Below are 21884 nucleotides of genomic sequence, written 5' to 3'. Positions count from 1 at the left end.
CAGGTAGGCCGCGTCGGTTGGCTTACTCCGGCCCAGCAGTGGCGGGCAAACGGGGGCCGCTGGTGACCGCGCACCGGCCGCCTGCCCAGAGCGTCGACAGGCGAGACTGAGGAGACGTCAATGGTCGTCGTTGCTATTGCCGTAGTCGTTGGGCTCGTCGTTGGGGTGGTCCTGGGCCTGGTGACCAAGAGCCGTTCGGGCAGTTGGTGCCCCCGCTGTGGTGACCTCAAGCGCTGCCTACGTGACCACCACACACGCGGGAGCTGGCCGTGAGGAGAAAGGCACACGACCCCATGCGCCCGCTGTGGCGGTGCCGGGCCTGCGGCGCCGACTGGCCCTGCCAGCCCGCGCGGCTCGCGTTGCTGGCCGAATATCGCGGCCGGAGGTCAGCCCTCCTGGCCCACCAGGGCAAGCTCCTGGCCGAGGCATCTGATCAGCTATCCCGGCTCAACGGCACCAGACCGGACCTCAGGGAGAGGTTTGTGCACTGGTGCTGGCGGGCGGAACCCGAACATCCCACAACCAGCGCCTTCGAGCCGGGAGACCTGGAACTGGACCTGGTGTTTCGCGGAATCGAAATGATCATCCGTAGCCACTGGGGAGGACGGACCTGCCCCCGGTGCGTGAACACAGGTTGTCCACATCTCGACTGGGCCGACGGCTGGCTGGCCCGCCTACGACGATCACCGCAAGGCCGCCCAGCCGGGAGCGGTGCTCCTTTCCGAAGCGGGTAGCGGAGTCCCAAGCGGGTAACGGAACGCCGTGGCAGGTGGCGTCGGGGCAGGTGGCGTCCGGGTCGGGGGGCCCGAACTTCGGCGTTGGTTGGCGGGGACGGCCGCGGTCGTCGCGGGCGGGGCGGTGGTGCACGCGCTGCCGGTGGTCGCCGCCAGCGGTGTGCTGCGGCGCCGGTGCTGGCCCCGGCTGGCGGGGGTGGGTGCGGCCAGTCGGATCGCGTTGACCTTCGACGACGGGCCGAGTCGGGTCTCTACCGCCCGGTTTCTGCGGGTGTTGGCGCGCGCCGACGTGCGGGCGACGTTCTTTCTGCTCGGCACCCTGCTCGACCGCGATCCCGGACTCGGTCGGGAGATGGCGGCGGCCGGGCATGAGCTCGCGGTGCACGGATGGGAGCACCGGAACCTGCTGTGCCGATCGCCTGCCGCGACCTACGCCGATATCGCCCGCGCTCGGGACACCGTCGCGGCGGTCACCGGAGCCTCGCCGTTGTGGTACCGGCCGCCGTACGGGGTGCTGACGGTGTCGGCGCTGCTGGCGTGCCGGCGGCTGGGCCTGACCCCCCGCCTCTGGACCGCCTGGGGACGCGACTGGGACGCGACCCGGTCGCCGGCGGCGATCTGGGAGACCATCGTGCAGGACCTCGACGGCGGCGGCACGCTGTTGCTGCATGACTCGGATCATGCTGCCAGCCCGGGTGCCTGGCGAGGTGCCTTGGCCATCCTGCCTCGCCTGGTGAGCTGGGCCCGGGAGCGGGAGCTGACAATCGGGACGCTCGGCGCACACGGGGAGACCGAGACCGCCGGGAGCCCGGGGCGTGGCGCACGCCGGTCCGGGCACGACCGGGGCATGGCGACGTACCGGGTGGGTAACCGCAACCGGTGAAGCCACGGCCGGGCGGGAGAAGTCCGCGCGCCGGTACGTCCCCGGCTGCCGCCGGTACGTCCCCGGCTGCCGCCGGTACGTCCCCGGTTGGTGCCGGTCGTGACGACCCCGGCGGCGGCCCGGGTCGGCTGCGGATCCTGGTTGTCTCCGCCGACATCGGCGCGGGACACGACGCCGCCGCGGCCGAACTCGCCGCCCGGCTCGCCGGCGACGGAGTCGTCGTGGAGCAGCTCAACTTCTTCGCGGCCCTGCCCCGGCCGCTGCACCGGCTCGTCCGGGAGGGCTATCGCACCATGCTCCAGCGGTTTCCCTGGAGCTACGACGCGCTCTTCCGGTTCACGGACCGGTCGTCGCTGATGGTCCGGGCGTTCCGGGCCGCGCTGCGGGCGGCCGTACCGCGGATGCTGTCGCGGATATCGGCGGACACCTGCCTGGTGGTGACGACACACCCGTTCGCCAACCAGCTACTCGGCCCGATGCGCGGGACGGGGCAGCTCACCGTGCCGGTGCTCAGCTACGTCACGGATTTCGTCGTCCACCCGATCTGGATCTCGCCGGGTGTGGACACCTACTGCGTCGTTCACGACGGGACACAGCGGCAGGCGGCGGCACGTGGGGCAGCTGATGTCCGGGTGGTCAATCCGCTGATCTCCGCCGAGTTCGCGGCGTCGGCAACGGCCTGCCAGCGTACGGCTCGGGCCCGTTTCGGCCTGCCCGAGCAGGAGCGACTGGCGTTGATCGTCGCTGGCTCCTGGGGGGTGGGCGACGTGGCCCGTACCGCTCGGGATGTGCTCGCCGCCGGCTGCGTCACCCCCGTCGTGGCGTGTGGGCGCAACGTCCGGCTGCGTCAGCGCCTGAGTGCCTTTCCCGGACATGTCCTGGGCTGGGTCGAGGACATGCCCGCCCTGATGCGGGCGGTTGATGTGGTGGTGGAGAACGCCGGCGGGCTCACCTTTCAGCAGTCGCTGGCCGGTGGGCTCCCCACCGTCACCTATCGGCCGATCTCCGGGCATGGCCGGGCCAATGCGCAGCTGCTCGCCGAGGCCGGGCTCACCACCTATGTCACCACCGCCGCCGAGCTGGCACCGGTGCTGACCGCGCTGACCGGCGCGGCGGCCAGCCCGGCTCTTCCCGTCGGCAGCGCTACCGACATGGCCAGTTTGGTTTCGGAGGTTGTCCGGAGCGGCGACCGGCTTGACCGGAAGCGGTCAGGATGAGCGCGCATTCCTCCTAGGCTGGGGGCGAGTCCGCCTCGGGAGTGACCTAGGAGTCCTGGTTATGCCGCAGTCACACGACTTGGATCATCGGTACGTCGTGCCGCCCTACCTGCGGATCGTCAACGAGCAGACGGTGCCGGGCACGAGCCAGCCGGTCGCGCTCTGGGACTTCCGGGTGGCGCAGCCGAACGTGACCCAGGTGCCAGGCCCGGTCATGCACTCACTCGAACACTTTCTCGGCACCTACGTACGCCAGCATCACCCCACGATCATGAATGTCGCGCCGATGGGCTGCATGACCGGCGTGTACGTCTGGACGGTTGGCCGATGGAGTTTCGACGACCTGGCGGAGGTCATCGCCGCCGGGCTGCGCTCCATCGAGGACGCCACCGAGGTGCCGCTCGCGAACGCTATCCAGTGTGGCTCGGCGGAGTACCACTCCTTGGTGGGTGCGCAGGAACTCGCCGCGCAACTGCTCGCGAAGCGGGATGAGTGGGGAGATCCGGGCCCCGACGCTCATGAGGTGAGCCCGGCGGACCTGCGGGAACTCGCACCGGGCCAGTGAGCCGACACCAAGGTGGTAGCGGGGGAGAAACGTCCCGCAAGAAGGTGAGAACGATTTTACTTTTGTCCCTAGCGGGTCCGGCGGTCGTGCCCGCCCGGTGGAGGGGGACGAATGATTCGCCGTCGGTTCATCGCCTGCGGGCTGCTGCCGGTCGCCACCGGACTGAGCCTGCTCGCGCCCGCCGCCCCGGGTTCGGCGCAGCTCCAACACGGGGCGGACAGCCCAGCGGCCCGCGACGCGGGTGACGCTTCCTCGACCGAGCGGCTTGAGATCCGGGCGCCCCGCGAGTTCAGCGGCATCGCCTGGCTCACCACCGAGGAGAGCGACGGGGTGGTGCAGGAGGTCTTCCTGGTCTGCCACGACACTCGGGACAACGATGCCGAGCGTGACCTGCCGCGACTCTCGATCGTGCGGACGCCCGTCGATCCGAACGGGATCATCGTTGACGAGCTCGATGTCGACTTTCCCGGTCGTGGTATGCCGAATGATCTCGAGAGTATCGCCCGGCTGCCCGGCCGGAACGCGGCCCTGCTGGCGGAGAGCAACGCCGACGGCGACGACCCCGACCCCACGATCTACCTCGCTCGGTGGGACCGGGACCTCAACGTCGAGATCGTGAGCGCGGTGCCGTGGCCCGAGACGCCCGAGCCGCTGGTGAATGTCGAGGCGACGGCCGTGGCGACGATCCGTGGAGAGGACTACTTCCTCTACGCCGAGCGCGCCGAGGGCCGGGACACCACCTTCATCAACATGACCCGCCTGAAGGTGTACGAGGACGGCGAGATCAGGTTTGGCCGGCGCTGGACCTCAGTCCCCTTCACGGCACCCGAACCACCGGACGGGCGACCCGCCTCCGGCATGGACATCGACCGGTGGGGCAACATCTACGTCTCGTCCGCGTACGACCCGGGTGACCTCGGCCCCTTTGACAGCGCGGTGTACCGGGCGGCGACGGTCCGGGAGGCCGGACGCATCGGCGCGCGGCTGCGTCCGGTCGAGCCGCCCCGGCAACTGGCGCGCAGCTCGGGCCTCAAGGTCGAAGGCGTGGGGCTGGTCGCCGGCTCACTTCCGATCTTCATCGGGGACGACGACGAGGACTACGGCGGCCTGCTGCGTCAACTGCGGGTGACCTTCGAGTAGGCCGCTCTCGCTGCTGGGACAGCGAAATGTGTGCCGCTTTGAGAGCATCCCGGGGTGACTTCCCGAACGGATGAACAGACAACGCCTGGCCCAGAAAGCCACCTGGCTGCTCCGCGTCGGGACGCCGAGAAGCTGGGCACCCCGTTCTGGCAGTTGTGGTCCGCGTCCGCGGCGTCGAACCTCGCGGACGGGGTCGTCAAGCTCGGGTTGCCGCTGGTCGCGGTCACCTTGACGGGTTCGCCGATGCTGGTGGCCGGGGTGGCGATGGCGTTCAGCCTGCCGTGGCTGTTTTTCGCGCTGCCGGCCGGCGCCCTGGCCGACCGGCTGGACCGCCGCCAGGTGATGGTGGCCGCCAACACGGTGCGCGCGGTGTTGTTCGGTGCGATGGCGCTGGCCGCGGCCCTGGACGCGGCGTCGATCTGGCTGCTCTACGCGGTCGCGTTCGGCGCCGGCGTCGCCGAGACGCTCTACGACACCTCGGCCCAGTCGATCCTGCCGCAGGTGGTGTCGCGGGCTGCGCTGCCGCGCGCCAACGGGCGACTGCACGCGGTCGAGTTGACGGCCAACCAGTTCGTTGGCCCGCCCCTGGCGGGGTTCCTGGTCTCCGCGAGCTTGGCGTTGGCGGTGGCGGGGCCGGCGGGGCTGTGGGCGGTCGCGGTCGCGGCGTTGCTGCTCATCCGGGGCCGCTTCCGGGTCGAACGGGAAGCGCCGACCGGCCTGCGTGCCGACATCGCGGAAGGACTCCGGTTTCTCTGGCGACACCAACTGCTGCGCACCATGGCGGTGATGGTGGGGGTCAGCAACTTCACCACGAGTGCCGTCTTCGCGGTGCTGCCGCTCTACGCGGTCGGTCCCGACTCGGCGATGGGGCTCACCGAGCCGGGGTACGGGCTGCTGCTCGCGACTCTGGCCGTCGGCATTGTGCTCGGCTCGTTGGTCGCGGGGGCGATTGAGCAACGGCTGGGTCGCTCCGCCACCCTCGGTGTGGCAATGGTCGTCGCCGCCGTGGTTGTCGGCGTACCGGCGTTGAGCGCCAACCCGTTCGTGGTGGGCGCGGTCTACTTCGGGGGCGGGATTCTGGTCGCCACCTGGAACGTCATCACGATCTCGCTCCGCCAACGGATCACCCCCGACCGGCTGCTCGGCCGGGTCAACAGCGGCTACCGGCTGCTGGCCTGGGGCGGCATGCCCCTCGGTGCGCTGACCGGCGGTCTGCTGGCGGAGTGGCTTGGCCTGCGCTCGGTCTTCGCGGTCATGGGTGTGCTGGCGCTCAGCCTGGTCATCGGATTGTTCTGGGTCACCGACAGTGCGATTCACGCGGCCGAGCGGGATGCGGAGCAGCAGGTGTGAACGCCGTTCGTCCCGCGCTCAGCGAACCGGGTCAACGCTGATCGGCCGTTCGAAGAACGACTCCAGGACGACGATGGTCTGGGTGCTGGTGACTCCGTCGACGGCGAAGAGGCGTCTCAGGAGGGCCTGCAGGTCCTCGGTGGTGGCGGTGCGCACCTTCACCAGCACGCTAGCCGTGCCGGCGATGATGTGTGCCTCCTGGATCTCGGGTATGGCCGTTAGCGCGTCCCGGGTGGCCGCGTCGCCCATCCACGCGTCGGCGCCGAGCAGCACGTAGGCGAGCACGTCCCGGCCGACCGCGGCCGGATCAACGTCAACGGTGGTACGCCGGATCACGCCCCGCTCGCGCAGCTTGCGGACGCGTTCGTGCGCCGAACCAGCGGAGAGGTCAACGGCCGCGCCGAGGGCCGCGTAGGACTGGGTTGCGTCCTGCTGCAGGCGGGTCACCAGTACGCGGTCAATGTCGTCAAGCATGGAACACCCATCGGGATCGGAACGGCGACGACTTGACCGTATCAGATTCGGAAGGCAGGCTTTGCTGCAGAACACCATCTTGCGAGGAGGCCGATATGCCTGACACAGTCCCTGCTGAGTTCCGGTTGCTGGACGAGCGCTTCCGGGACCTCGATGGTGACTTCGTGCTGGCGGTCCTGCACGGCGACGCGCGGAAGTCGGAAGGCCCGGCCTACTTCGCTGCCGGGCGCTACCTGGTCTGGAGCGACATTCCGAACGATCGGCTGCTGCGCTGGGACGAGACCACCGGCGCGGTCGGGGTGTTCCGCCAGCCCTCCGGCTACGCCAACGGCAACACGGTCGACCGGCAGGGCCGGCTGATCACCTGCGAGCAGGGAAACCGGCGGGTGACCCGCACCGAGCACGACGGAACGATCACCGTGCTGGCGGATCGCTACACCGGCAAGCGGCTCAACAGCCCCAACGACGTGGTGGTCCGGGCCGACGGCACGATCTGGTTCACCGACCCGACCTACGGCATCAACAGCGACTACGAGGGCAACCGGGCCGAGCCCGAGTTCGGTGGCGCGTGCTACGTGTTTCGGCTTGACCCCCGCACCGGGGACCTGCGGGTGGTCGCGGATGACTTCTTCCGCCCCAACGGTCTGGCGTTCTCCCCGGACGAACAGCAGCTGTTCATCGTCGACACCCGGCAGGAGCCCAGCCACATCCGGGTCTTCGACGTCGCCGCTGACGGGACCATCAGCGGCGGCAAGATCTTCGCCGAGTGTGACTACGGGCGCTTCGACGGGCTGCGCATCGACGACGCCGGCCGGGTCTGGGCCGCGGCCTGGGACGGCGTGCACTGCTTCGCTCCCGATGGCAGCCTCATCGGGAAGTTGCTCCTGCCCGAGCCAGCCGCCAATCTCACCTTCGGTGGGCCGAAACGCAACCAGCTCTTCGTCACCGCCGGCCGGTCGGTGTATGCGCTGCGGGTCACCTTCAACGGCGCCCGCTACCCGGAATCTAGCGCCCGATGACCGTGAACTGATTCTTGACCTCACCGCCCAGAGCGGATCTCTTGATAAGCGGCATCGATGCGGTGACGAGCGCGGCGAGCATGATCGTGGCGATGCCGGAATATAGTAAAGTGTCTGCGGCGCCCCAAAGTGTGACCAGTGGGCCGCCGAGCGCCGCACCCAAAGGTGTTGCCGCGGTGGTGACGGCTGACCGGGCTGCCAGGACGGACGTAAGTTCAGAAGCGTCTGCGGCCTGCTGGAAAAGAGAAATAGTGAACGCTGGAAATGGGCCGTAGATCAGTCCGCCGAGGGCGAACGAAGTCATGGTTACTAAAGTGTTGTCGGTCATGCCAAACGGAAGTAGGGTCAGACCCCAGCCGAAGATGATGACGATTACGGCCGGCCATCTGGGCGCGCGGGCCAAGGCGCCGCCGGCGAAACCGCCGATCACTGCGCCGACACCGAACGCGGTCCAGAATGCTCCGAGTAGCTGGCCGTTGCCAGCCAGGTTGCCGGCCACGTAGAGCGGAAGCCCAACCTCGACCGGGCCGTACAGGAAGAAGAAGACGGCCGTGATCAGCAACAGGGCAACGAGTTGGGGTCGCTGCGCGAGTATCCGAAAGCCGGCCACCACACCAGCCCGCCGCGCGACCGCCGGTTGTCGCGGAAGCTTCAGGCGGGCGACCGTGGTGAGAAGCAGCAGGTATGAGACCGCATTGACCGCGAGGATCGCCGCCCCGTCTAGTTTCAGCAGGATCATACCGGCGATTGCCGGGCCGATGATGATGCTGATCTGCTGGGATACGCTCAGCAGAGCATTCGCGGGAAGCTGACGACCATCGGCAAACAGCTGACTGACAACAGTGAAGAGACCTGCGTTCCCCCACGCCGAAAAGAGAGACGAAGCGGCGAGGAGGGCAATGTAGGAAAAGGCGTCGAGCTGGTCGGCGACGGCCAGCGCGACAATCGTTGCCAGCCCAAGAGCTCGCAGGCCGGTACTTGCGGCGACCAACTTCTGTGCGCCCATGCCGCCGAACCACCGGCCCAGCACAAGAGCTCCAAGGGCGCCGGGCAGCGTGTACGCCGCCAGCGACAGTCCAGCGACAACTCCCGCTTGCTCCGGCTTGGCCAGCTGAATCGCCAACCACGGTATTCCTACAAGTGCCATCCCATCGCCAAGGAAGGAAACGGCTGCAGCGGAGATCAGTCTGGAGTACCGGTTGTCGGTGAGGACAGGGTGATACGCGGAAACCAGCCACCACATCGGACTGCCGGACGGTTCAGGCGAAGTCTGCGGCGTGGTCGGCGGCCCACTGGGCGAAGGTGCGCGCGGGCCGTCCCAGTATCGCCGCGACATCGTCGGTCACCTGCTCCGGTGTCTCCACCATCGCCGCCCAGCCGGCCAACGCCAGCTCCGCGAAGCCGGCGTCGCCGAACGCCTCGACCAGCATCGGGCGGATGGCCTCCGCCGGGATGTCCTGCCACCGCACGTCGCGCCCGATCGCGGCGCCGATGCGGCGTACCTGCTCGGCTTGGGTGATCGTCTCCGGGCCGGTGAGCACGTAGGTTTGCCGGTCGTGCTGGTCGCCGGTCAGCGCCTCGACGGCCACCGCGGCGATGTCGTCCTCGTGGATCAGGGAGCGGGCCGCGGCGCCGTGCGGCCAGCGTACGACCCCCTCGGTGCGAATAGCGTCGGCCCAGCCCAGCGTGTTCGTGGCGAAGCCGGTGGGACGCAGCACCGTCCCTAGGAGGTCGCGTTCGATGAGGGCGCGTTCCACCACCGCCCAGAACGAGTTCGGGTCGGCTTCGGCGGAGGCGGCCGACAGGTACACCACCCGGGGGGACCCGGCGCCGGCCAGCACGTCCGCGAGGGCCGGCGCGAGCGCAACGGTGACGGCAGGGTCAACGTACGGCCAGATCAGGAACACGGCCCGGACCCCGTCCAGGTGCGGGCGGAGGGTCGCGGGGTCACCCAGGTCGGCGGTGACCGCCGTTACCCCCGCCGGGAGTGTTGCCCGGCTGGGGTCGCGGACGGCGGCGCGGACGTCGTGACCGGCGGCGGCCAGTCGCGCCACCACCCGCCGTCCGACGTTGCCGGTCGCGCCAGTAACCAAGAACATGGGTCTCCTCCAGGAACGCTCCGAACGCGATAGGGCGACGGTAGAACCTCAACCTGGGTTGAGGTCAACCGTCTCCCGCGCGCCGGAGCGCGTCCTACGCGCCCTGTCCCTGGTTCTGCATGAGGCCACCGTCCATGAAGTAGGTCGACCCGGTGACGTAGTTCGCGTCGTCGCTGGCCAGGAAGACGGCGAGCTTCGCGATCTCCTCCGGCTGGGCGGCCCGCTTCCACGGGATCGACTGCACCTGCTCCTCCAGGTACTGCGGGTCGTCGATCGCGCGTTGGTTGAACGGAGTGAGCACCATGCCCGGCCCGATGTTGTTGACGTTCATGTGGATCGGGGCGACCTCCAGCGCGATGCTCTTGGCCAGCTCCAGCATGCCGCCCTTGCTGGCGTCGTAGTCGGCGCCGCCGGCCCGGGCCACCTCCTGGTGGATCGAGGTGATGTTGATGATCTTTCCGTGTCCGCCGTGGTCGCGGCGGTGCCGGACGAACCGTCGACAGCAGAAGAACATCCCGTACAGGTTGGTGCGGATGGCGCGGTCCCAGGTCTCGGTGTCCAGGTCGACGACCGGGGTGCCGGAAGCGTCCACCCCGGCGTCGTTCATCAGGATGTCCAGCTCTCCGAACGTCGCCAGGGCCTCGTCGAACATCGCCTCGACCTGGTGCTCGACGCTGATGTCGCCCTGCACCACCACGGCGCGCCGGCCGGCCTTCTCGATCTCGGCCTTGGTGTGGCTCGCCCCCGCGTGGTCATGCAGGTAGTGCACCACGACGTCGGCGCCCTCCCGGCCGAACTCGATCGCGGTGGCCTGCCCGATGCCGGAGTCCGAGCCGGTGATCAAGGCGGTTCTGCCCATCAGTCGTCCGCTCATCAACGTGCTCCTTTCCTCGACTGCCACTACCTACTGGTTCCTGCGGCCTCGGCCTGGCCGATGGTCCAGGCGGCGTTGATCAGACCGATGTGGGACAACGCCTGGGGGAAGTTGCCGATCAGGCGCCCGTCGCGTCGGTCGATCTCCTCGGCGAGCAGGCCGAGATCGTTCGCCCGGGCGGTGACGGTCTCGAAGACCTGCCGGGCCCGGTCGACGCGTCCGGCCAGGGCCAGGGCCTGAACCAGCCAGTACGAGCAGATGATGAAGGCGCCCTCGTCCCCGGCCCGGGTCCAGCGTTGCACCAGGCCGTCCTGGACTAGGTCCCGTTCGATGGCGTCCACCGTGGCCAGGATCTTGTCGTCGTCGGCGGGGAGGAACCCGAGGATGGGCATGACCAGGACCCCGGCATCCAGGTGGTCGGAGCCGAACGCACCGGTGAACGCCTTGACCGAGCTGTTCCACCCCTCGTCCAGGATCGCCGCGCGGACCTGCGCCATCGCCTCCGACCACCGCGGGACCTGCGCCTCGGCATCCAGCAGCCCGGCGAGCTTGACGGCCCGGTCGAGGGCCACCCAGCACATCACCTTCGAGGTCAGATAGTGCCGCTGGCCCTCGCGTCCCTCCCAGATTCCGGCATCCCGCTCCCGCCAGGTGTCCGCGGCCCGGTCGGCCAGGGAGCGGAGCAGGTTGGCGGCGGCGGGCGACAGCTCGGTGAGCTGGTCCCGCAGGACCCAGGCGCACTCGATGACCTCGCCGATGACGTCGAGTTGCTTCTGCAGCCAGGCGTCGTTGCCGACCCGTACCGGGCGGCTGTCCCGGTAGCCCTCAAGGTGTTCGAGGGTGTGCTCGGTGAGATCACGCTCGCCACCCGGGCCGAACATGATCGGGACATGGTCCTCGGCCTCCACCGAGCCCACCGACTCGGCCATCCAGTCGAAGAACCGGTGCGCCTCGTCCGGGCAGGCGGCGACCCAGAGCGCCTTCAGGGTGAAGGCGCCGTCGCGGAGCCAGCCGAAACGGTAGTCCCAGTTCGCTCCGCCACCGACCTCCTCCGGCAGGGAGGTGGTGGGGGCCGCGATCACCGATCCGGTCGGCTGGTAGGTCAGCGCCTGCAGCACGAGGGCACTGCGTCGGACCTGCTCCCGGTACGGCCCCTGGTAGCCCTGGTGGATGCGGTCCCAGGAGCGCCAGGCGGCGATGGTGTCCCGCAGCGCCGCCCGCCCGTCGAGGGGAACCGTCGGTGGGTCGGTGGCCCGTCGGTGGTGTAGCGCGAAGACCGCACTCTCCCCCTCGGCGAGGCTGAACTCCCCGGTCACCACGGAACCGTCGATGGTCAGGTCATGGTCGCTGGTAAGGGTCAGTCGGTCGGCACCACCGGAGATCTCGATCCCGGTTGGGGTGCCGGAGACGGTGGGGCTGATCAGTCCGTACTCGGGCCGGGCCGCCACCTCGACCGTCACCTGCGCCGGGCCGGCGATCGCGTCGACCCGGCGCAGGAGGATGTGCGGTGAGCCGAGGCCGATCTGGTGACCGCGTTCCCCGACCCCGAGGCTGAGCGCATCGGTCAGCCGCAGCACCCCGTCCTGGGTGTGAAAGTCGGTCTGGACGACCATCGTGCCGTCGAGGTAGCAGCGGCTCGTCGTGTACTGCCCGTGCGGTCGGATCCACCAGTGGCCGCCGACGGAGCCGAGTAGCCGCGCGAAGACGCTTGGCCCGTCGAACCGGGGTGGACACCACCAGTCCACCGAACCGTCTGCCGACACCAACGCCGCGCCTTGGCAGTCGCCCAGAAACGCATAGTCACTGATCTCCGCCACACCCGGCTTCTACCCGCGATGGCGCCTGTTACGCCTCCGATGGTGATCACGGCTTTCGCCCGCGCGTGTTCGCCTTCAAGGCTGGACATCCGCTCGCCGAGGCGCTGATGCGGCCAGCAAGCCGCATCGCGCGCCCAGTTCGGGTAGGGCTGCCCCCAGCAGCGACTGGCTGGTACGCCGTATTTCCTGGCCCACCCCGCGTTCCTAGGCTCGGGACGACGGGAGCGGCTCGCCGGGCGGTGCGCTGGGATCGTGCTGCTCTCCGATCGGCTCGGGTGGGGATTGGGGAGGTTGCCGTGAGCGGTAGGTCGAGGAAGTTCTCTGTTCGTCTTTTCGTGGCGTCGGGGGCGCTGGCCCTCGCCGCCCTGGCCCTCGCCGCCGGCGGCGTTCCGCAGCGGGACGGCAGGGCTACTATCCCGGGGTGGGAGCGTCCATTTCCGGTGGCGAAGAGCGTCTATCCGTTCCAGTCGAAGGTCTACGAGTGGAACGGGTTCGCATACCACTACGTGGATGTGCCCCCAGCCGCCGGCCATACCCCCAAGGGCACCGTTCTGGCGGTCCACGGGAACGGCGCCTGGAGCATGATCTATAGGAAAATCGTCGACCCGTTGAGCGCGGCGGGATTTCGGGTGATCCTCACCGACCACCTCGGTTTCGGTTTCTCCGACAAACCGCGGGTGAGTGAATTCGACTACTTGCCGAGTTCGCATGCGACGGTGTTGCGGGACTTCATCGCCGACCTGGCCCTGGAAGATCTCTACCTGGTGCTCCAGGACTGGGGTGGGCCCATCGGACTGGCCGCCGGAGTCGCGACCCCGGAGAAGGTGCGGGGTCTTGTGCTGATGAACACCTGGGCCTGGCAACTCGACCACATCGACCAGGGACAGACCGGATTCATGCACGCGGTGCACGACCGTGGGCGCCATGCGCAGTTGGAGCCGGAGTTCTACACGCAGGGCGAGCTCATCCGCCGCGGTGCGATCGGGGTCGCCGAACGCAACGCGGTGGAAGGATCGGCGGAGTACGCGGCGCTGCGGGACGCGATGTGGGGGCCATACCTCACCCTGGAGCCCCCGCATGAGCTGCGCTATCCGGAGGTGACCCAGCCCGTGCACATCTCCGCCATGGCGACCGTCGCGGGCGGCGCGTTCCTGGATCAACTCGACCGGGACTTGGCCGCGCTGCGGTCGAAGCCGGTCTTCTTCGCCTTCGGCGACGACACGGCCTTCGGGCCCTACAAGGTCGACCTGGCGATTCTCGGCGGCGACCGGGAGCTCTGCCGGCCCGGCTATCACCCGGAGAGCGAGGAGGTCACCACCCGGACCAATTGTGTCGACGACGAGACCGGTGCTACCTACTGGTATCCGCTGGAGCGGTTTCTGTCGGAGTGGCACCCCACCGCGGTCGTCGGTCAGTGGCGGGACAGCACCCACGGCCACTGGGTGCAGGACGAGGTTCCCTCGGTGGTGGTCGAGGCGGTGCAGTCCGTCTATGCGGCCGGTACCCGACCGTGAGTACGGCTACCCTCACCCCGTGCCCCGGAACCACCTGATCAGCTTCGAGCCGCATCTGGTGACTTGCCGGGCCTGGTGCGGGTTCTTCCGCTAGCGTGAAGAAGTTACCCAACAAACGACGAGGCGACCAGGGAGTATCGCATGTCACGCCTGACTATCGTTGCCAACATTCACGCCAAGCCGGACCAGGTCGACCTGGTAAAGGCGGAGTTGAAGAAGCTCATCCCGATCACTCGGGCAGAGAAGGGGTGTATCAACTACGACCTGCATCAGGATAATAGCGACCCGACCCATTTCGTCTTCTACGAGAACTGGGAGTCCCGTGACCTCTGGCAGGCGCACATGAACGCCGCCCACATGGAGGCTTACGGAACGGCGACCGCCGGCAAGGTGGATGAATTCGTACTCAACGAGATGACCCAGATTGACTGACGGTTCGCGAACCGCTCTATTGGGCTGAGGAAGTTCCACAACGGAACGGTCAGACGAGCCGGGGTGCCGAAAGTCCCGGCACCAACCTGACGTACCTTGATTGACGAATCGTTGGGGTTGGCACGGGTGCGCCGTACCGGGGTGGCGGGGGAGCGAGGTCACCCCGCTTGCGCCCAGTGGATCCAGAGCGGCAGCAGCAGTAGCGCCGCGACGGAGCTCTTCACCACCAGTGCGGCCGACAGCTCAACATCGACGCCGTAGCGCTGCGCGACGATGAACAGGTTCTGGGGCGCCGGCATCGCCGCGATGAGGACGAGATAGGTCAGCCAGGGGCCGTCAATATCGAAGACATGCGCGGCGGCCAGCCAGACCGCAAACGGGAACAGCAGGCACTTGACGGCGATCAGCCAGAGCTCCTCGCCGGTGGTGTGGCGGAAGCTGATCCCGCTGCCGCCCAGGTGCAAGCCCAGGGCGAAGAGCGCGATCGGCGCGGCGGCGGCACCGACAAAGTCGAATCCGCCGAGCAGCGGCTCCGGTATCCGGACGGCCAACAGGTTGAGTAGGAGGCCGGCGTTACACGCCAAGACGACCGGGGTGTTCAGGGCACCCCACACCGCCCGGCCCACTCGGCCGCGTCGGCTCCGGAGTCGAGGCGGCGCCGGTGGCCCGCCGGTCGCCACCCACCGGCCCCCGGCCGAGGCCGGTACGGCCTGGCCAGCCGGGACGGCCTTCACCGGCGCCCCGTTCAGCTCCATGATGGCCAGGACGACCAGCGTGAGGACGCATACCTGGAACAGCAGCACCGGAAAGACCGGCGCTGCGTCGCCAAAGAGCATGATGAACACGGGTACCGCGACATAGGCGGTATTGACCTGGACCGCCGCCATGATCCGTACCGCGAGCTGTCGCGGCTCGCGGGTGGTGGTCAGCCCCGCCAGCGCCCCGACCACGGCCATCGTGATCCCCGCCGTGACGGCGTAGCCGGCGAGAGCGGGCCAGGCGAACAGGGCGCCCAGATCGCTGCGGTGGATGTTGGCGAACAGGTAGCATGGCACGGCGAAGAGGAAGGCGAAGTCCGCGAACACCTTCGAGCTCGCCGCGCTGACGACGCTCCGCCGGGCGAACAGCACACCGCCGCCGAGAGCCAACGCCACCGGCACGAGCTTTTCGAAGACGGCGAGCGCTTCCAACGGCACGACCCCCAACAGTCCTGGTTGGCCGGCCTGATCCGGGTCGGCAAAAGGCGTCCCGTGCTTCCGGCGGAGGCTCCGTTACTATCAGGGGACAAGGGTCGGCGCCAATCGGGGAGCGGGCGAACGATACCCGCCGCGGCCGTAGGGCCGGCCGAACCGTGCGGCTTCTGCCCGGCCGATGGCTGGTAGCTCAGCGCACGAGCTCCGCCGCCTGCGTGATGACGTGGTCGATGAGGCCGTACTCGCGGGCTTGCTCCGGGGTGAACCAGCGATCCCGGTCCCAGTCCCGCTGGATCTCCGCCAGCGTCCGCCCACTGTGCTGGGCGATCAGCCCCTGCATGGTCTTCTTCACGTGCAGGAGGTTCTCCGCCTGGATCCGGACGTCGGCAGCGGTGCCCCCCATCCCGCCGGAAGGCTGGTGCATGAGGATCCACGAGTGGGGCAGCGCGCACCGTTTGCCCGCCGTACCGGCGCAGAGGAGGAACTGCCCCATCGAGCCGGCCATGCCCAGCGCCAGCGTTGCCACATCGTTGCGGACAAACCGCATCGTGTCGTAGACGGCCATCCCCGCGCTCACCGAGCCGCCGGGCGAGTTGATGTAGAGCTTGATGTCGCGGTCCGGGTCCTCGGCGGCCAGCAGCAGGATCTGAGCACAGACCCGGTTGGCCGACTCGTCGGTCACCTCGGTGCCGAGGAAGACGATGCGTTCCCTCAGCAGCCGCTCGAAGACCTGATCGCCGAAGCCCTGCTGCCTATCGTCCAACATTTTGATCATTAGGTGCTACCTCCAGCGCGTCGGCGGGCGGGGGACCGCCCGGGAGCCGGCCCGTCCAGCGTGCGCGTGCCGGGGTAGGCGGAGGTAGCTGATCTGCCAGCAGCAGATCGGCTCAGAGCAGATCGGTCGAGGGGCGGATCGGTCGAGGGGCGGATCGGTCGAGCACCAACTCGTGGTCACCAAGCCGGGCGAGCACCGCGGCTCGGTGCGGTCCGGTGGGGCTACCGTCGGTCCCGCTGCCGGCGTGCCCGGACGAGCCGCCGGGCCCGCCACGAGCGTCGTGCGGTGGGGCGGTCAGCCGGCGCGGCAGCGATCAACCGGGCTCGTAGGCTGGCCCCTCCCGCCGGGCCGCCGGTCAGCGCGGGCCCGATCGGCGCCGGCCCCGCGGCACCGATGGGCAGCAGCCCCGGTGCGCCCAGTCGAAGGTGCACCTGGCCGGCGCCGCAGGAGGTGGGGCCGCCGCCGCGTAGCCCGGCCCGGACCGAGTGCTGCCGGGCCGGCTCGACGCGGGAACTCGGCGTGCGGTTGACCTCGCCGATGGTGAACCCCATCGGCTCGGGCCGCTCCAGGCGCCGTAGCTCGTCACGGGCCTCCCCGAGCAGGTCGGAGAGGCGAATCCCGAGTGCCCGGCAGACCGCCGCGAGCACCTCGGACGAGGCCTCCTTACGCCCCCGCTCCACCTCGGACAGGTACGGCATGGAGACCCCGGCGGCGGCAGCTACCTCCCGCAGCGTGCGGCCCTGCCGCATCCGGACCCGGCGCAACACCCCGCCGATGACTCGTCTGAGCAACGACATGCTCCGCCTCGCTTTCGTTGGCTGTGGTCCGCGGGGGACAGCTCCCATCATGCCCGTCGGGACTGTTGTGGCGTCGTCCCGGACGCCTCCCATGTGCGTTACCCCCGACCCGTTATGTTGTGGGCGTGCAGGTAACAGCGGAGTCTGGGCGAGGCGAACGGTGATTCACTTCCCGGCGCAACGGCGCGATCCGCTGAGCGCGTTGAGTCTGCGGTTGGCCGCGGCCCTCGGGCTCGTCCTTGCCAGCGTCGCCGTGGTGTGGTTCGACCGGGACGGTTATCGGGACGCCAACCGCGACGCGGACGGGCTGAGCCTCCTCGACTGCTTCTACTACGTTGTGGTTTCCCTCTCCACCACCGGGTACGGCGACATCGCCCCGGTCTCGGAGTCGGCCCGCCTGATCAACGTCCTCTACATCACCCCGGCCCGGGTCATCTTTCTGATCATCTTGGTCGGCACCACCCTGGAAGTCCTGACCGAGCAGTACCGGACCGGCCGCCGCCTGTCCCGGTGGAGGAGAGCTGTGAAGGACCACGTCATCATCTGCGGCTACGGCACCAAGGGCCGCAGTGCGATCTCCGCCCTGCTCGAGAACGGTTGCGACAAGTCCAGGATCGTGGTGGTCGAACGCAGCGGCGCCGCGCTGCGGCAGGCGACCTCGGCCGGTCTGGTGGCGATCGAGGGATCGGCGACCCGCTCGGCGACCCTCAACGAGGCGCACATCCGGACCGCCAAGGCGGTGATCATCGCTACCGACAGTGACGACGCTTCGGTGCTGGTGGCGCTGACCGTCCGGCAGCTCACCGCGGGACAGGTGCGGATCATCGCTGCGGCCCGGGAGGCGGAGAACGCCCCGCTGCTCAAACAGAGCGGCGCCCACCACGTGATCGTCTCGTCGGCGACCGCCGGTCGACTACTGGGCCTCTCCACCTCCGCACCGCCGCTGATCGATGTCGTGGAGGATCTGCTCACGCCCGGTCAGGGGATGGCGCTCGCGATGCGGTCGGCCGAGCGGCACGAGGTCGGCCGTTCCCCCCGCGAGCTGGAGGCTCTGGTCATCGCGTTGGTGCGCCGGGGCAAGGTGGTCACCCTCGCCGATCGGGCCGGTGGGGTCATCGAAACCGGCGACATGCTCGTGCACGTCCGGGACGACCGTCGGACCTCCACCCCGATGTCCTGAAACTCCGGGCCGGAGCGCCCGTGCCGCTGTCCGGAGCGCCCGTGCCGCTGCGCCCGGTGCCGCTTCCTGAGCCGGGCTACCCGGCGGGGACGGGGACCAGCCGGCGGCTCAGTCGATCGTCCAGGTATCGCCGCTGTGCAACAGGCCGGCGAACAGCTGTTCCCGAGTCTCGGTCACCGTCGCCCGGGCGGCGTCGAGCTGCTCCTGCACCACGCTGTCGTACGACGGCCGGCGCACCGAACGCAACACCCCGATCGGGGTGTTGCGCAGGTCCAGACCCGGCAGCCGAGACAGCGCGAACGCGTACGCCGGGTCGGTGATGGTGGCATCGTGGACGACGATCTCCTCCGCGGCGGTGGCCGCGGTCTCGCGGACCTCCAGGCCGAAACCGCCGGGCGGGTGTACGACGCAGAACTGCCCGTCCCGGCCGAACGTGATCGGCTGGTTGTGCTCCAGCCGGATCAGCGAGTCGTCCCGGGTGGCGGGCCCCTTGAGCTGTTCGAAGGCCCCGTCGTTGAAGATGTTGCAGTTCTGGTAGACCTCCACGAAGGCCGAGCCCTCGTGCTCGGCGGCTGCCCGGAGTACCGACTGCAGGTGTTTGCGGTCCGAGTCGATGGTGCGGGCCACGAACGTGGCCTCGGCACCCAGCGCCAGCGAGAGCGGGTTGAACGGCGCGTCCGCCGAGCCGATCGGGGTCGACTTGGTGATCTTGCCGATCTCGGAGGTAGGGGAGTACTGCCCCTTGGTCAGGCCGTAGATCTGGTTGTTGAACAGCAGGATCTTCAGGTTGACGTTACGCCGTAGCGCGTGGATCAGGTGGTTGCCGCCGATCGACAGCGCGTCGCCGTCCCCGGTGACGACCCAGACGGAGAGGTCGGGGCGGGTGGTGGAGAGGCCGGTGGCGATCGCTGGGGCGCGCCCGTGGATCGAGTGCATCCCATACGTGTTCATGTAGTACGGGAAGCGCGACGAGCAGCCGATGCCGGAGACGAACACGATCCGCTCCCGGGGGATGTTCAGCTCCGGCATGAAGCCCTGGACGGCGGCGAGGATCGCGTAGTCACCACAGCCGGGGCACCACCGCACCTCCTGGTTGGACTTGAAGTCCTTCGCGGTGAGCTTGAGGGCGACGGGCTCAGACATTCTTCAGGACCTCTTCCAGCATCGTCTCCAGCTCGTTGGCGGTGAACGGCAGACCGTGTACCTGGTTGTAGCCGATCGCGTCGACCAGGTACCGGGCGCGGATCACGTGGGCGAGCTGGCCGAGGTTCATCTCGGGAATGACCACCCGCTCGTAGGAGCGCAGTATCTCGCCGAGGTTGGCCGGCATCGGGGCGAGGTGCCGCAGGTGCGCCTGGGCGACGGAGAGCCCGCGTTGGCGGAGGCCCCGGCAGGCCGCGCCGATCGGCCCGTAGGTGGACCCCCAGCCGAGCACCAGCACCCGAGCGTCACCGTCTGGGTCCTCGACCTCAAGGTCGGGCACCGGGATCGCCTCGATCCGGGCGGCACGGGTCCGCACCATGAGGTCGTGGTTGGCCGGGTCGTACGAGATGTCGCCGGTCTTGTCGGCCTTCTCCAGCCCGCCGATGCGGTGCTCCAGCCCCGGTGTGCCGGGGACGGCCCAGGGCCGGGCCAGGGTCTCCGGGTCCCGCAGGTACGGCAGGAAGGTGGCACCGTCCTCGCCGTTGGGCCGGGTGGCGAAGTCGACCCGCAGGTCGGGTAGGGACTCGACGTCGGGGAGTAGCCACGGCTCGGAGCCGTTGGCCACGTAGTTGTCGGAGAGCAGGAGCACCGGCGTGCGGTAGGTCAGCGCGATCCGGGCCGCCTCCAACGCCGCGTAGAAGCAGTCGGCCGGGGACTTCGGCGCGAGCACCGCCACCGGCGCCTCACCGTGTCGGCCGAAGAGGGCCATGTTCAGGTCGGCCTGCTCGGTCTTGGTCGGCATCCCGGTCGACGGCCCGGCCCGCTGCACGTCCACGATGACCAGCGGCAGCTCCAGCGCCACCGCGAGCGAGATGGTCTCGCTCTTGAGCGCGACGCCGGGGCCGCTGGTGGTGGTGACGCCGAGTGCCCCACCGTACGAGGCGCCCAACGCCGCGCCGATGGCCGCGATCTCGTCCTCGGCCTGCATGGTGAGCACGCCGAAACGCTTGTGCTTGCTCAGTTCGTGCAGGATGTCCGACGCCGGGGTGATCGGGTAGGCACCGAGGAAGACCAACAGCTCGGAGCGGACCCCGGCGGCCACCAGGCCGAGCGACAGGGCCGCGTTGCCGGTGATGTTCCGGTAGGTCCCGGGCGGCATCTTCGCCGGCTTGACCTCGTACCGGACCGCGAAGTCCTCGGTCGTCTCGCCGAAGTTCCAGCCGGCCTTGAACGCCGCGACGTTGGCCCCGACCAGCTCCGGCCGGGTCGCGAACTTGCGCTCCAGGAACCGCAGGGTCGACTCGTACGGCCGGGAGTACATCCAGCTCAGCAGGCCCAGCGCGAACATGTTCTTGGCCCGTTCGGCATCCTTCTTGGATACCTCGTGGTCGGCGAGCGCCCCGACGGTCATCGAGGTCAACGCCACCGGGTGCACCGTGTAGCCGGCGAGTGAGTCGTCCTCGAGCGGGTTGGCCTGGTAGCCGACCTTGGCCAGGTTACGCCGGCTGAACTCGTCGGTGTTGACGATGATGTCTGCCCCGCGCGGCAGGTCGGCGAGGTTGGCCTTGAGCGCGGCCGGGTTCATCGCGACCAGGACGTTCGGTGAGTCGCCGGGGGTGAGGATGTCGTAGTCGGCGAAGTGCACCTGGAAGCTCGACACCCCGGGTAGCGTCCCGGCGGGAGCGCGGATCTCCGCCGGGAAGTTGGGCAGCGTGGAGATGTCGTTGCCGAGTTGGGCGGTTTCGGAGGTGAATCGGTCCCCGGTCAGCTGCATCCCGTCGCCGGAGTCCCCGGCGAAGCGGATGACCACGCGGTCCAGTTGGCGAATCTTCTTGCTCATGACCGCACCCCGCCTTGGTCGGCGCGGTCGCCCGGATCGCCGCACTCGCTCCTGACCTCGCCCTGCCCGGTCACATGGCCTCCTCGGCGCGCCGCCGTGACCCACCTCGTGTGGTTGTCCGGCCTGCTGTCGTTTCTCACCTGAGAGCCTACGTCGGATCACCTCCACGCCAGCTCGAGAGGTCCGTCGACTGAGACTCGATTTGGCGAGTAGATGACCGTTTCATTGCTATTTTCAGCCCACTGTCGTAATCCAGATCACCCGATTGCTTCGTCGGTCCCGGCGGCGGTGGACTTCCGCTGTCCTTCGGCTGCTCCGGAGGCTGTTGGCCGAGCGGGGGATGGTGCGCTGAAGGCGTTTCTTGGCCGCCGGCGGCACCCGCAATGCGGTGCGGTTGCGGATGAAATGGGCGCTTTTGCGGAATTGGTTTCGTCGAATGTGAGGTATCCGACGTTTTGTCGGGTGACCCGGGTCACATCCGGCGGGGAATCGGCGGTGGGGGCCGGTGGTTATACCTGGCGTAACCACGTGGGGCAGCCGCGAGCGCCCCGCCGGACCCCGGACCCCGGTGGTCGCCCGCCGGCGGAATGCCGCGGGGCCGGCGTTGGTTACCTCCCCGGGCCGCCCGAGTAGCACCCCCGCCGGGCGGAACCCCCTTTCGATTTCTTCTCGAACCACCTCGCCCGACCCCGCTGGCGCGCCCCCGCGCGTCCGCGGCACCCCCGAGCGGAAGGCTTCGATCATCATGCGTACCGACATCCTCCGGAAGACCGCCCTGACCGCTGCTGGCCTGATCGCCACCGGTGGCGCCATCGCCGCCCCGGCGACCGCCGCCTTC

The 21884-nt window shown here is 69.0% G+C and carries 20 protein-coding genes; 10 read left to right on the top strand and 10 right to left on the bottom strand.

Annotated features, from left to right (window positions below; all coding sequences use genetic code 11):
* Positions 1-293: 293 nt before the first annotated feature.
* The 6 genes from T398_RS19340 (at position 294) to T398_RS19315 (ending at position 5889) form a co-directional block, all read left to right on the top strand.
* Positions 294-734 carry a flavin reductase gene (locus T398_RS19340; protein ID WP_496448889.1) on the top strand — a complete coding sequence of 147 codons (441 nt, stop codon included), beginning with the start codon at positions 294-296 and terminating at the stop codon, positions 732-734.
* A gap of 28 nt (positions 735-762) precedes the next feature.
* A complete protein-coding gene (locus tag T398_RS19335) occupies positions 763-1617 on the top strand; it encodes a polysaccharide deacetylase family protein (RefSeq protein WP_496448802.1) in 855 nt (284 codons plus the stop codon).
* Positions 1614-2834 carry an MGDG synthase family glycosyltransferase gene (locus T398_RS19330; protein ID WP_496448800.1) on the top strand — a complete coding sequence of 407 codons (1221 nt, stop codon included), beginning with the start codon at positions 1614-1616 and terminating at the stop codon, positions 2832-2834. Before T398_RS19335 ends, T398_RS19330 begins: the two co-directional genes overlap by 4 nt.
* A 61-nt stretch (positions 2835-2895) precedes the next feature.
* The gene (locus T398_RS19325; protein ID WP_496448798.1) at positions 2896-3399 is read left to right on the top strand and encodes an S-ribosylhomocysteine lyase; all 504 of its coding nucleotides are present in this window, start codon (positions 2896-2898) and stop codon (positions 3397-3399) included.
* Between the two features lie 111 nt (positions 3400-3510).
* Positions 3511-4539: a hypothetical protein gene (locus T398_RS19320; RefSeq protein ID WP_496448796.1), complete on the top strand. Its 1029-nt coding sequence runs from the start codon at positions 3511-3513 to the stop codon at positions 4537-4539.
* Between the two features lie 102 nt (positions 4540-4641).
* Positions 4642-5889, top strand: coding sequence for an MFS transporter (locus tag T398_RS19315; RefSeq protein ID WP_496448887.1), 1248 nt, complete (start codon positions 4642-4644; stop codon positions 5887-5889).
* 18 nt (positions 5890-5907) lie between these two features.
* Here T398_RS19315 and T398_RS19310 read toward each other — a convergent pair whose 3' ends face one another.
* Positions 5908-6363: an Lrp/AsnC family transcriptional regulator gene (locus T398_RS19310; protein WP_496448795.1), complete on the bottom strand. Its 456-nt coding sequence runs from the start codon at positions 6361-6363 to the stop codon at positions 5908-5910.
* Between the two features lie 95 nt (positions 6364-6458).
* On the opposite strand from T398_RS19310, the gene T398_RS19305 reads away from it, so the two are divergent.
* Complete coding sequence (locus T398_RS19305; protein ID WP_496448793.1) at positions 6459-7382, top strand: SMP-30/gluconolactonase/LRE family protein; 924 nt, start codon at positions 6459-6461, stop codon at positions 7380-7382.
* Here the strand turns inward: T398_RS19305 and T398_RS19300 are convergent.
* The 4 genes from T398_RS19300 to T398_RS19285 all read right to left on the bottom strand — a co-directional run bounded on the left by T398_RS19300 (position 7369) and on the right by T398_RS19285 (position 12172).
* On the bottom strand, positions 7369-8529 hold the full coding sequence (locus T398_RS19300) for an MFS transporter (protein ID WP_496448886.1): 1161 nt from the start codon (positions 8527-8529) through the stop codon (positions 7369-7371). The two genes, T398_RS19305 and T398_RS19300, sit on opposite strands and share 14 nt — an antisense overlap.
* A gap of 112 nt (positions 8530-8641) precedes the next feature.
* A complete protein-coding gene (locus tag T398_RS19295) occupies positions 8642-9481 on the bottom strand; it encodes an SDR family oxidoreductase (protein WP_496448792.1) in 840 nt (279 codons plus the stop codon).
* Between the two features lie 94 nt (positions 9482-9575).
* The gene (locus T398_RS19290; protein ID WP_496448790.1) at positions 9576-10355 is read right to left on the bottom strand and encodes an SDR family oxidoreductase; all 780 of its coding nucleotides are present in this window, start codon (positions 10353-10355) and stop codon (positions 9576-9578) included.
* Between the two features lie 26 nt (positions 10356-10381).
* Complete coding sequence (locus tag T398_RS19285) at positions 10382-12172, bottom strand: glycoside hydrolase family 15 protein (RefSeq protein ID WP_496448789.1); 1791 nt, start codon at positions 12170-12172, stop codon at positions 10382-10384.
* A 335-nt stretch (positions 12173-12507) separates the two neighbouring features.
* Here T398_RS19285 and T398_RS19280 point away from each other — a divergent pair, with 335 nt between their 5' ends.
* Entirely contained in the window at positions 12508-13686 is a 1179-nt protein-coding gene (locus T398_RS19280; RefSeq protein WP_496448884.1) for an alpha/beta fold hydrolase, read from the top strand.
* 141 nt (positions 13687-13827) lie between these two features.
* Entirely contained in the window at positions 13828-14118 is a 291-nt protein-coding gene (locus tag T398_RS19275) for a putative quinol monooxygenase (protein WP_496448787.1), read from the top strand.
* 158 nt (positions 14119-14276) lie between these two features.
* Here the strand turns inward: T398_RS19275 and T398_RS19270 are convergent, their stop codons facing one another.
* The 3 genes from T398_RS19270 to T398_RS19260 form a co-directional block, all read right to left on the bottom strand.
* Positions 14277-15308, bottom strand: a complete 1032-nt coding sequence (locus tag T398_RS19270) for an AEC family transporter (RefSeq protein ID WP_496448882.1) — start codon at positions 15306-15308, stop codon at positions 14277-14279.
* A gap of 193 nt (positions 15309-15501) precedes the next feature.
* The gene (locus tag T398_RS19265; protein ID WP_496448785.1) at positions 15502-16086 is read right to left on the bottom strand and encodes a ClpP family protease; all 585 of its coding nucleotides are present in this window, start codon (positions 16084-16086) and stop codon (positions 15502-15504) included.
* A gap of 221 nt (positions 16087-16307) precedes the next feature.
* On the bottom strand, positions 16308-16883 hold the full coding sequence (locus T398_RS19260; RefSeq protein WP_496448783.1) for a helix-turn-helix domain-containing protein: 576 nt from the start codon (positions 16881-16883) through the stop codon (positions 16308-16310).
* Between the two features lie 160 nt (positions 16884-17043).
* On the opposite strand from T398_RS19260, the gene T398_RS19255 reads away from it, so the two are divergent.
* Positions 17044-18063 carry a potassium channel family protein gene (locus T398_RS19255; protein WP_496448782.1) on the top strand — a complete coding sequence of 340 codons (1020 nt, stop codon included), beginning with the start codon at positions 17044-17046 and terminating at the stop codon, positions 18061-18063.
* A gap of 108 nt (positions 18064-18171) precedes the next feature.
* Here the strand turns inward: T398_RS19255 and T398_RS19250 are convergent, their stop codons facing one another.
* Positions 18172-19206 carry a 2-oxoacid:ferredoxin oxidoreductase subunit beta gene (locus tag T398_RS19250; protein ID WP_496448781.1) on the bottom strand — a complete coding sequence of 345 codons (1035 nt, stop codon included), beginning with the start codon at positions 19204-19206 and terminating at the stop codon, positions 18172-18174.
* Complete coding sequence (locus tag T398_RS19245) at positions 19199-21046, bottom strand: 2-oxoacid:acceptor oxidoreductase subunit alpha (RefSeq protein ID WP_496448780.1); 1848 nt, start codon at positions 21044-21046, stop codon at positions 19199-19201. The genes T398_RS19250 and T398_RS19245 overlap by 8 nt, the downstream gene beginning before the upstream one ends.
* Positions 21047-21884 lie beyond the last annotated feature (838 nt).

Source organism: Salinispora goodfellowii (assembly GCF_059570675.1).
This window is presented reverse-complemented; position numbering and strand designations above follow the sequence as displayed.